The 9,748-nt window shown below is 66.2% G+C and carries 12 protein-coding genes; 6 read left to right on the top strand and 6 right to left on the bottom strand.

Annotated features, from left to right (window positions below; genetic code table 11):
• The first annotated feature begins 87 nt into the window (after window positions 1-87).
• From FHJ30_RS17050 to FHJ30_RS17035, 4 genes are all read left to right on the top strand, one after another.
• On the top strand, window positions 88-939 hold the full coding sequence (locus FHJ30_RS17050) for a methylenetetrahydrofolate reductase (RefSeq protein WP_139030451.1): 852 nt from the start codon (window positions 88-90) through the stop codon (window positions 937-939).
• The gene (cycA, locus tag FHJ30_RS17045; protein WP_139030450.1) at window positions 929-2,395 is read left to right on the top strand and encodes a D-serine/D-alanine/glycine transporter; all 1,467 of its coding nucleotides are present in this window, start codon (window positions 929-931) and stop codon (window positions 2,393-2,395) included. The genes FHJ30_RS17050 and cycA overlap by 11 nt, the downstream gene beginning before the upstream one ends.
• On the top strand, window positions 2,392-3,360 hold the full coding sequence (gene purU / locus FHJ30_RS17040) for a formyltetrahydrofolate deformylase (RefSeq protein WP_139030449.1): 969 nt from the start codon (window positions 2,392-2,394) through the stop codon (window positions 3,358-3,360). The genes cycA and purU overlap by 4 nt, the downstream gene beginning before the upstream one ends.
• A 101-nt stretch (window positions 3,361-3,461) precedes the next feature.
• Entirely contained in the window at window positions 3,462-3,704 is a 243-nt protein-coding gene (locus FHJ30_RS17035; RefSeq protein ID WP_139030448.1) for a hypothetical protein, read from the top strand.
• A 156-nt stretch (window positions 3,705-3,860) separates the two neighbouring features.
• Here FHJ30_RS17035 and FHJ30_RS21425 read toward each other — a convergent pair whose 3' ends face one another.
• The 3 genes from FHJ30_RS21425 to FHJ30_RS17025 all read right to left on the bottom strand — a co-directional run bounded on the left by FHJ30_RS21425 (window position 3,861) and on the right by FHJ30_RS17025 (window position 5,060).
• A complete protein-coding gene (locus tag FHJ30_RS21425) occupies window positions 3,861-4,025 on the bottom strand; it encodes a hypothetical protein (RefSeq protein ID WP_171059111.1) in 165 nt (54 codons plus the stop codon).
• 305 nt (window positions 4,026-4,330) lie between these two features.
• Complete coding sequence (locus FHJ30_RS17030; RefSeq protein WP_139030447.1) at window positions 4,331-4,753, bottom strand: universal stress protein; 423 nt, start codon at window positions 4,751-4,753, stop codon at window positions 4,331-4,333.
• 61 nt (window positions 4,754-4,814) lie between these two features.
• Window positions 4,815-5,060, bottom strand: coding sequence for a hypothetical protein (locus FHJ30_RS17025; RefSeq protein ID WP_139030446.1), 246 nt, complete (start codon window positions 5,058-5,060; stop codon window positions 4,815-4,817).
• Here FHJ30_RS17025 and FHJ30_RS21750 point away from each other — a divergent pair.
• Window positions 5,060-5,227 carry a hypothetical protein gene (locus FHJ30_RS21750; RefSeq protein WP_240793747.1) on the top strand — a complete coding sequence of 56 codons (168 nt, stop codon included), beginning with the start codon at window positions 5,060-5,062 and terminating at the stop codon, window positions 5,225-5,227. The two genes, FHJ30_RS17025 and FHJ30_RS21750, sit on opposite strands and share 1 nt — an antisense overlap.
• Here FHJ30_RS21750 and FHJ30_RS17015 read toward each other — a convergent pair.
• Window positions 5,224-6,648, bottom strand: coding sequence for an HNH endonuclease signature motif containing protein (locus FHJ30_RS17015; protein ID WP_139030445.1), 1,425 nt, complete (start codon window positions 6,646-6,648; stop codon window positions 5,224-5,226). The genes FHJ30_RS21750 and FHJ30_RS17015 overlap by 4 nt on opposite strands.
• A gap of 256 nt (window positions 6,649-6,904) precedes the next feature.
• On the opposite strand from FHJ30_RS17015, the gene FHJ30_RS17005 reads away from it, so the two are divergent.
• Complete coding sequence (locus FHJ30_RS17005; protein ID WP_179997646.1) at window positions 6,905-7,066, top strand: hypothetical protein; 162 nt, start codon at window positions 6,905-6,907, stop codon at window positions 7,064-7,066.
• Here FHJ30_RS17005 and FHJ30_RS17000 read toward each other — a convergent pair.
• The gene (locus tag FHJ30_RS17000) at window positions 7,044-8,219 is read right to left on the bottom strand and encodes a hypothetical protein (RefSeq protein WP_139030443.1); all 1,176 of its coding nucleotides are present in this window, start codon (window positions 8,217-8,219) and stop codon (window positions 7,044-7,046) included. The genes FHJ30_RS17005 and FHJ30_RS17000 overlap by 23 nt on opposite strands.
• Before the next feature lie 169 nt (window positions 8,220-8,388).
• Window positions 8,389-9,621: a hypothetical protein gene (locus tag FHJ30_RS16995; RefSeq protein ID WP_240793746.1), complete on the bottom strand. Its 1,233-nt coding sequence runs from the start codon at window positions 9,619-9,621 to the stop codon at window positions 8,389-8,391.
• Window positions 9,622-9,748: the final 127 nt, after the last annotated feature.

Below are 9,748 nucleotides of genomic sequence, written 5' to 3'. Positions count from 1 at the left end.
CAGCTCACTGCTCGCAGCCACGGCCTGAGGGTCCCAGCCGCAGCGAAGAGCTGACACCCAAAGAAACCTGATGCATAGACAGGACCAATGATGTTCCCCATCAGAATCGAAATCATCCCTTCCGAAGGAATCATTGAGCAGGTCCAGGCCCTGGTGCCCCGGACCACCACGCTCAGCGTCACGTGTCTGCCGCACCACGGCATCGAGCGGACCATGCGCACCGCGGTGGAGGCTGCAGACCTCGGCTACACCGTGGTCCCGCACCTGGCCGCGCGCAGCATCCGCAGCCGTGCCGAGCTCACCGAGATCATCCGTGGCTGCAACGCCGGCGGCATCGGTGAGGTGTTCGTCATCGGCGGCGACCGGAAACAGGCCGCCGGCACCTACGACTCCGCCCTTCCGGTACTGGAAGACATCGCCCAGTACACCGGCGGGACCATGCGGGCCGGGGTGGCCGGCTACCCGGAGGGCCATCCGCTGGCCAGCCCCCTGGACCTGCTGGACGCACTGCTGGCCAAGCAGCACCTGGCCTCGCACGTGGTCACCCAGATGTGCTTCGACGCGGGAAAAATCCATGACTACGCGGCACTCTTGCGCCGCGAAGGCGTACGCCTGCCCCTGTGGGCAGGCGTGGCTGGATCCGTCCCGCGGACGAAGCTCGTGGCACTCGCCACGCAGATCGGCGTCGGAAGTTCCCTGAAATTCCTCAGCCGCAAGGGCCCGCTGGCCCGCAAACTCCTGAGCGGGGACCGCTACTCGCCAGGCAGCCTGATCACCGGGCTGGAAACACAGCCGGACAACATCGCCGGCATCCACCTTTACAGCTTCAACAGCCTTGCTTCGGCGCAGGACTATGGCGTCCACACAGCGCCGGAACAGGCATCCCCTTCCGCAGCACTCCAGCCAGCATTGATTCGAGGAGCAGCACGTGACCACTAAATCCACTACTTCCCGCCAGGAGCCGCATCTCGAGCGGCAACTCAGCAACAGGCACATCCAGCTGATCGCCATTGGCGGCGCAATCGGCACAGGCCTGTTCATGGGCTCCGGCAAGACCATCTCCGCCGCCGGGCCGTCCGTCATCTTTGTCTACATGATCATCGGCTTCATGCTGTTCTTCGTCATGCGGGCCATGGGCGAACTGCTGCTGAGCAACCTGAACTACAAATCCTTCAGCGACTTCGCGGCCGACCTCCTGGGCCCGTGGGCCGGGTTCTTCACAGGCTGGACCTACTGGTTCTGCTGGGTGATCACCGGCATCGCGGACGTCATCGCGATCGCCGGGTACTCCAAGGAGCTCTGGCCGGGGTTGCCGCTCTGGATCCCGGGCCTGGCCACCGTGGCCATCCTCTTGCTCCTGAACCTCGTCACCGTGAAGGCGTTCGGCGAAACCGAGTTCTGGTTCGCGCTGATCAAGATCATCGCCATCGCGGCGCTGATCATCGTGGGCATGTTCATGATCTTGACGGGCTTCCAGTCCGACGCCGGCCCTGCCACCTTCACGAACCTGTGGAACCACGGCGGCATGTTCCCGAACGAGTTCATGGGTTTTGTGGCCGGCTTCCAGATTGCGGTGTTCGCGTTTGTGGGCATCGAGCTGGTGGGCACCACCGCAGCCGAGGCCAAGGACCCGGAGAAGAACCTGCCCAAGGCCATCAACTCCATCCCCATCCGCGTGCTGCTCTTCTACGTGGGCGCCCTTATCGTCCTGATGTCCGTCACCCCCTGGACCCAGTTCCAGGCCGGTCACAGCCCGTTCATCGCCATGTTCTCCCTGGCCGGCCTCGGCGCCGCAGCCACCGTGGTGAACCTGGTGGTGCTCAGCTCCGCCATGTCCTCGGCCAACTCCGGCATCTACTCCACCTCCCGCATGGTGTACGGGCTTGCCCAGGAGGGCGACGCGCCCTCGGCCTTCGGCGCCCTGTCACGCCGCAAGGTCCCGCAGAACGCCCTCTTCCTCTCCTGCGTCCTGCTGCTCTCCGGCGTGGTGCTGATGTACGCGGGCCAGGACATCGGCAAGGCCTTCGACATGGTGACCACCGTCTCCGCCGTCTGCTTCGTGTTCGTCTGGTCCATCATCCTGGCCAGCTACATCGCGTTCCGCCGCCGCCGCCCGCACCTGCATGAGTCATCCAAGTACCGGATGCCCGGCGGCGTCCCGATGGTGTGGGTGGTGTTCGCGTTCTTTGGCTTCGTCCTCTGGGCCCTGACAACGCAGCCGGACACCCTGCTGGCGCTGCTGGTCACGCCGGTCTGGTTCATCATCCTGGCCGTGGCGTGGCTTGCCATCCGCCGCCGCCCGGCCCACCTGGCCCGCTACGCACAGTTCCAGGCCGATCTTGCCCAGGAAGCGGAAACGTCCAAGGCCAGGGAACTCGAGAAGGTGCAGAAATGAGCACGGCCACCACACTGCCGCCCAGCACTCCCGCCGCCACCCCCGGAACCGATGCCGGGGCACCTGACCCGGCTGCCGCCGTCGAACATGTCCTGACGGTTGACTGCGTTGAATCGCCCGGGATTGTCCACGCGATTTCCGCGTTCCTGCTGGAGCAGGGGTGCAACATCATCGACATCAAGCAGTATGGCGACAAGGCGCAGGGGCACTTCTTCATGCGGGTGCACTTTTCCTCCGGTTCGCCGGCTGGTGGGCAGCCTGCCGGGCAGCCTCTCCGGCAGCCCGCCGGCACTGAAGACCTCCGCAGCGGCTTCGCCCCTGTGGCGGAGAAGTGGCAGATGAACTGGCAGCTGGAACCGCACGGCCGGAAGCGCCGGGTGCTGGTGATGGTGTCCAAGATGGGGCATTGCCTCAACGACCTGCTGTTCCGGGCACGCACCGGGGACATTCCGGTGGAGATCGTGGCCGTCGTCTCCAACCACCGCGAGCAGGAGGGCCTGGTCCAGTGGCACGGCATCCCGTTCTTCCACGTGCCGGTCACCAAGGACACCAAGGCCGACGCCGAAGCGCGCCTCCTGGAGCTCGTGGGCGCCTTTGACGTGGAACTGGTGGTCCTGGCCCGCTACATGCAGGTCCTGAGCGACCAGCTTTCGGCCAGGCTGGCGGGCAAGACCATCAACATCCACCACTCGTTCCTGCCGAGCTTCAAGGGCGCGAAGCCCTACCACCAGGCGTACGAGCGCGGCGTCAAGACCGTGGGGGCCACTGCCCACTACGTCAACGCGGAACTGGACGAGGGCCCGATCATCTCGCAGCAGGTCATCGAGGTGGACCACACCTACACCGCCGATGACTTGGTGGCCGTGGGCCGGGATGCCGAGTGCGTGGCGCTACGGAATGCCGTCCGCTGGCACTGCGAGGGCCGGATCCTGCTGCTGGGCAACCGCACAGTCGTCCTGCGGTAGGCGGAAGCGGACGACGGCGGGAGGCCCCGCCGTCGTCCGCTTTGCCTTGGGCGGGTGGACCGGTTGTTGACCTCTCCACCTGCAACCGGCAACGATTGGGTATGACTGACTCCGGAGCTGATACCGCAGGTGCCCCTTTCGACGACGACGGCGCGGCGGAGGTTGACGGCGTTGAGACTGCCGAAAGCATCGCGGACGAGGTCCGTGACGAGATCCGCCTTGGCCACGTGCAGGATGAGGTGAGCCACGTGCTGGAGGAGCGTTTCGAAGAGGCGGGCATCGACCTGCGTCCGGAAGCGGTGGACGAGCTCGCTGAGGAAATCGAAAAGGACGCCTCGAGTTAGGCGGGTTTCCCTGAAGGGCTGTGCGGGCCGGAAACGGCGGGTAACAACCTGGGTTAGTGCGCTGGCCGTGTTGGGCGCATGGCTTTCGAAGTCATACCGGTGATCCAGGTGGCCCGCACTGTGGAGTGTTGCGGGCGGGTTTTGCCGAGGAATTAACTAGGGCCAGTCGGCCAGGCGGAACTGCACCGGCTGCCGGATTCCGAGCAGGAGTTCGCCCGTCCACTCGGCCACGGTCCGCTGCCGGCCCTCCGGTTCAGGGCTCGGCTGCTGCTGCGGGTCCTCGGATACGGTCTCTGGCAGGGCATTGCTTGAGCTTTTCATGGGTCCCCCTTGGTGTGCTTGTGAAGCAACCCTAGGCAGCCCGCAATGCCATGGGAAGAGGGTTTATCTACCGACAGGATAAACTTCGCAAATCTTGAGGATGGCCCGGCGTGTCCCCGCCTTCCGGGCGTTCGGGCTGCAGTTTCGAGCTGCCCCGTTGGGATGCCGCCGTGGGCAGCCTCGCCGGATCATCCTCACGTCGCCGCACTCCGCCATAGCAAGCGGGCGACGGCGGGAGGCCCCGTCGTCGCCCGCTTGCTGGCTGTCATCCCTGGTACGCTGACTTGTCCTCGGGGGTGTGTTGGTTAGTCCTCGTAGGTGTTGGCGATGTAGACATCGCAGGGGGCGTTGTGCGCCACGCTGTTGGCCACGCTGCCCAGGAGGCGGCCGATGCCGCGCATCCTCCGGTTGCCCACCACGATCAGCCGGGCGTCCAGGCGGATGGCCTCCTTGATGAGGGAATCGGCCGGTTTGCCGCGGGCGGCGAAGTGGGTGACCTCCACTCCCGGCCGCGTATCGGACAGTGCTTTGGCGACGTTTTCGGCGGCCTCGGAGTTCCAGACCCTCACCTCGTCCGAACCGACGCCGAAGCTCTCGGAACGGTCGACGTCGAATGCGGTCACCACGTGCAGCGAAGCTCCCAGCGATTTCGCCAGGTCCAGCGCTTTTTCCGCGGCCTTCAATGCCGACGGGCTGCCATCCACTCCAACTACCACTACTCCACTCATTCCTGGCTCCTTTGCTCGTGCGTAGTTTCAGCGTTCACTGTTTCAGCGTTCACTCGCAAGTCTAGGGAAGATCGGGCTGAAGCCCCCAGGTCAATTTGCCGATGGCATCGCTTTGGAGCCCGCTGAGGGCTGCGAGCCCGAAGTCGTCCACTCCGAGCCGGCGCGCCGCGGCCAGGAGGTTCACCCGCCGCTCCTCAAGTGCCGCCTTCGATTCCCCGAGCTCCGTCAGCTCTGACTGCAGTTCCGCGATAACGGCCAGCCGGTGTTCGGCAGACATTCCGGACGGCAGCAGGTCATCCGAAGCCATTGAAGGCCAGCGAGCTCATCAGCCTGTACAACGCCGGTGGAACCACCATCGACCTGTGCAACCTGACGGACGGCCTGAAGTCCAAGGGCCTTCTGGTGGAACAGGAACAATCGCACCAGCCCAGCCGCCGCCGGCATGGCCCTGCGGCAGCTTTGCTGTGCTGTTAGCCGTGGGCGTGAAGGATGCGCGCCAGGGCGTCTTCTCCTGGGGAGAGCCTGGTGCAGGCGTGGTCCGGCGGGCCGCCGGTGACGGGCTCCAGTTGCCGGGGCCAGTGGGGTGGTTCCCAGTCTTGGTGTTCGCTTGTGTAGTGGCGGCCGGTGGGTGAGGTCCAGCCGGGTGGTCCGGTTGTGGTGGCGGGGGTGGGTTTCCAGCCGCTGGTGTGGCGGAGTTTGTGGTGTTTTGGGCAGGGCTGGCCCAGGTTGCTGATTCCGGTGGTGCCGCCTTGGTGCCAGGCGAGGAGGTGGTCGGCTTCGTTGTCCAGGGAGCTGTTGCTGCAGCCGGGGAAGGGGCATTTTCCGTCCCTGAGCCTGAGCCAGGTCCGCATCGCCTTGGTTACCCGGTAGCTGGTGCGGCCGATTTCCAGCGGTGCCCCGTCCCGCGGGTCAACCAGGACCCGGTGGAACGAGTCCGCCCCGCCGGCGACGAGGTCCCGTGCCATCGAGGCCGGGATGGGGCCGTGCCCGTCCAGCACCGCGGGCTCGTCCGTGAGGCCCATCAGGGAGAATACCGGCACGGTGACCAGCACCTCGGCCCGGGTACCGCTGCCCCCGCTGGTGGTGCCGCTGGTGAGAAGTGCTTCGGCGAAGGTGTCGGCCCGGAGCTGGGTCAGGGTGCGGGCCTCGTCCGGTCCCTGCCTTCCGCGGGAGATGGCGGTGAGCCGGTTCCAGGCCGCTGCGGCGTGGTGGGCGGGCAGGTAGGCGGAGAGCCAGGCCATGCCGTCCTGGTCCGGCCGGTATTCTACCCGCCGGTCAGCCACACCCTTGGCGTGCCGCTTCTCGATGGATTCGGCGTGGTGGCGTTCCCGCCATGTCCGGGCTTTGGCCCGGAACCGGTACGCCGGCATCTCGCCAATGGCGGCGGCCTTGCCCGGTTGTGGTGTGTGCTGGTCCAGGAAGTAGGCTTCCAGGGCGGCGGCGCCAGCGGGGTCAAGGGTTGCGGCCTCGTCCACCATGACTGTGGCGTGCTGCCAGGAGAGTGTTCCGTTGTGCAGGGCTGCGAGGGTGCGGGGCAGGGAGCTGGTCAGGGCGTGGGACCGGGCCAGCAGGGCGCCCGCGGCCCGGTCCCCGATGGCCATGACACAGCTGATCTCGGCTGCGATTGCCATTTCCTGCGCCTGCACCGGGGCGTCCGGCGGAGCGGCCGCACGGGCGGTGCCCGCGTACGTCCCCGCAGCGTCGGCCACCAGACCCGCTATCCGGGCCTGGACCCCGGCGGCCCCGGCAAGGATCTCCAGGCACCCATCAGCCAGCCCGGCCAACGGGTCAGCTGCCGAAAACGGCTCCGAACCGCACCCAACCGCCTCCGCCCTGAGCACAGCAACAGCCGCGTTGATGTCCTCAAACGCCTTCACCACCGCCGCTTTCCCCATAAAGCCATCATGACTAGGGGGTCTGACATTTTAGGCGTTGGGCAGAGAACCGCCCTGAGGGTGCAAACTCCTACCCTGCCGGGAGCGGGTACTCCGTTGAACACCGTGTCTTCCAGCAGCCAGATGGTGGACCTGCCCCTGCCCGCCGACATAATACTGCCGTCGAAGACGAACATCGGGTCCATGGAGCGGTCCTCACCTCTCCGGGGACGCTGCGCTCATCTCGGACCGGCTCAGCAGCAGGAAACACGAGTACATGCCCGGCAACCTGCTCGCTTCACCGCTCGCAACGCTGGAACCGCTGGAAGCCGACGAAGCCCACATCTCGGTGGACATCCACGCGGACCCTGCGGCCGTGGCAGGGCGCGTCGTGGCCAGCCTGACGGGGGCTCCCGCTAGCGCAGCGCCTGCTGGATAACCGCAGTTGCGGCTTCGACGGCACTTTCCACGGCGTCCTCCTCAAGCGGCCGCCACGCCGAGGTGCTGACTTCCACCGAGTTCTGGCCCCTCCTGGCGCCGAGGGCTATGTACCAGCGGCCGGGTTGGTCCGCAACCTGGTAACTGAACGCGTAGCTGGAGTCGCCCTCGATCCCGACAGCCACGTGCCTTACGGGGTCCAGGGAAAGCTTGCCCTTGCCGATGATGTTGGCCTCGACGGCGGTGCAGTCCTTGACGGCCGCAGCCCGGGCGTCAAAGGGGAAGGGCTGCTGGACCGCTGAACCCATGCTGACCGCGGTCACATCGAACGCGATCATTTTGTCTTCCGTGGAGGCGATGGCCTTCGCCATGGTGGCGCCTTCGGCCAGGGCGGCGAAGTACGCGGCGTCGTCGTAGGCGCACGGAATCCGCGAGGGGAGCGGCACCGGTCCTGCTGCCCGGGTGATTGTCCGGGCTTCGGTGGGGCTCACATAGAGCTTGGTGCCAGCCGGTCCCGTCACGCCTGCGAGCAGCCGGGCCAGTTCATCAGGGCTTCGGGCGCCGGTGGGGATTGGCCGCGGGGAGCTGGGCGGGTTCTTAACTGCCTGGTCGATGAGCTCCCGGGCGAGGCCGGCCATCGAATCCAGCGCCCGGGCCGTGGTCTCCTGGTTCACCGGCCAAAGCGAGAGTGCCAGCTCGATGGAGATGGTCCCGGCCAGCACCTGCATCCCTGCCGCACCCATGTCCGCCGCGCCGAGGCCCTTTGCCTTCTGCACCGTTGCGTAGGCCTTCTGCCCCACCGGCGGCGCAGGCGACAGCTGGACCTCGAACGTGGTGGTCATCCCGCCGGCACCTCCGCCGGGTACTTGCAGTGTGAAAGCCCGTTCAAAGCGGGCGCACGTGGACATCAGGCCATCGGTGCCGTTGAAGTCAGCCGCGGCCAGCTTGTCATTCGCGGCACTCCTCATCACAAACGCGATGGTGGACGTCGGGGACTGTCCGGCATCGAGCGGGACGGCGGAACAGCTCTCCGGTGTAGTGGTGCTGGTGTTTACGGGGCCCGGGAATCCTTCTGCCGTGCTCCTGAGGCTCCGGGAATCGATCACCATCCCCTGCAGGTTCCGTGACTCCACCACCGATTTCGCGATGTCCACGAGCTACTGGTCATCGTAGACCTCTTCCGGTAACGCTCCCGGCGCGGCGGAAGAAGGAGGTGCGGGCGTTGAAGACTCCGGTGATGAGGTGGGCGGTGATGCGGCATCCGGGGTGGGGGAGCAGGCGGCGAGGGCAAGCACCACGGCGCCGGCTGCCCAGCGGCGTACCCTAGACCCCGGCATTGGCGAACACCCTGCCAAAGAACGCCATCAGCCTGTCCGCAGTGGCTTGGGTTTCCGCTTCCGACGATATTGTGCTGCTGGCCTCTACCGACAGCGTCCCCCTGCGTGCCCCAGCCCGGACGTGCCATTCTCCCGTCCCGTCGGCAAGTTGGTAGGCGACGGCGTAGCTTGAGTCGGCGGTGAGGGCGGCATTCAGGCGGGAGAGCGCAGTCCATGGGCGTGGACTGCCGCCCATCAATTCCTCCTGGATCGATTGGCACTCGCGAAGTTCGGTGGCCCGGGAATCAAACGGATAGGGAGGGGCTGCCGCCGTCGGCATGCTGATCACGCTGAAGTCCGTGTACTCCATCTTGCTGGCACCCTGGATCTGCCCCTGGCCCAAAACCGCGCCCGTGAGCGAGCCGAAATACGCCGTGTCACCAAAAGTGCAGGGAGCCGGAGCCGCCGACTCCTGGGGGGCAGGGCCTCCGGTGAATCCGGGAACCGGGCCTATGACCGAAGCGCCGGGAAGGGTAACGGGATTCCCGTTCGGCCCCGGGACGCCTGAAACTAACGCAACCAGGTCGTCGGGAGTCCTGGAGTTCTCCGCCGCCGGTGCCACTGTTGGAGGCCTCTTCACGGCCTGGTCGATCAGCTCCTTCGCCAGCCCGGCCATGGAGTCGAGGGCCGGTTTCGCGTCCGACTCCGACTCAAGCGTGGCAACGGAGAGGCTCAGGGAAATGGACATGGTCCCCGCCAGCACCCGCAGCCCCACCATGCCGTAGTCGCCAGGACCCTTCGGTTTGGTGGTCTGCATGTAGCCGTGCTGTTTTTCCGCGATCGGCGGAACGTCAAGCAGCTGGACCGCGTACGTTGTGGTCCGTCCCGACTCGGTGGATGACACATCAAACTGGTGGCAGGTGGACACAAGATCGTCCGTGTAGCCAAAATCAGCCTTGGCAATGGCATCTTTTTCTGCACTGCGGAGAGTCACCATGATGGTGGTGGTGGGTCCGGACGGCGTTCCGATGGGCATGATGCCCTCGGCAAAGCTCGCGGTTTTGTCCGCCCAGCGGACGAACGGGTTTTGGGGGACGAAGGCCGCACACTCTGGCGGGGCCGTCTCTGTGCTGACCTGCGGGAACGCTCCGCTGGACGCTCCGCTGCGCTGGCGCTCGGAGTCCTGTGCCGCAGGGAACGACAGGTTCCGGCTCTGGCCAACACCGTTGATGACCGCCACAAGCTCCGCGTCCGTAAAGGCCTTATCCGGCCAGCCGGTTGACCCGGTAGCGGAAGAACTCGAACCGGGAGCAGGGGAAGCCGGTGCCGGTGAAGGCGACCCTCCCGGCGGACTCGCGCTAGGCGTC

The sequence above is a fragment of the Arthrobacter sp. BB-1 genome (assembly GCF_006151685.1).
GTDB lineage: Bacteria > Actinomycetota > Actinomycetes > Actinomycetales > Micrococcaceae > Arthrobacter.
This window is presented reverse-complemented; position numbering and strand designations above follow the sequence as displayed.

What these genes read in the sequence shown, in the direction of transcription:
- FHJ30_RS17050 (WP_139030451.1), top strand. Translation starts at nt 88, where the DNA reads ATGATGTTCCCCATCAGAATCGAAATCATCCCTTCCGAAGGAATCATT.
- purU (WP_139030449.1), top strand. Translation starts at nt 2,392, where the DNA reads ATGAGCACGGCCACCACACTGCCGCCCAGCACTCCCGCCGCCACCCCC.
- FHJ30_RS17035 (WP_139030448.1), top strand. Translation starts at nt 3,462, where the DNA reads ATGACTGACTCCGGAGCTGATACCGCAGGTGCCCCTTTCGACGACGAC.
- FHJ30_RS21425 (WP_171059111.1), bottom strand. Translation starts at nt 4,025, where the DNA reads ATGAAAAGCTCAAGCAATGCCCTGCCAGAGACCGTATCCGAGGACCCG.
- FHJ30_RS17030 (WP_139030447.1), bottom strand. Translation starts at nt 4,753, where the DNA reads ATGAGTGGAGTAGTGGTAGTTGGAGTGGATGGCAGCCCGTCGGCATTG.
- FHJ30_RS17025 (WP_139030446.1), bottom strand. Translation starts at nt 5,060, where the DNA reads ATGGCTTCGGATGACCTGCTGCCGTCCGGAATGTCTGCCGAACACCGG.
- FHJ30_RS17015 (WP_139030445.1), bottom strand. Translation starts at nt 6,648, where the DNA reads ATGGGGAAAGCGGCGGTGGTGAAGGCGTTTGAGGACATCAACGCGGCT.
- FHJ30_RS17005 (WP_179997646.1), top strand. Translation starts at nt 6,905, where the DNA reads ATGCCCGGCAACCTGCTCGCTTCACCGCTCGCAACGCTGGAACCGCTG.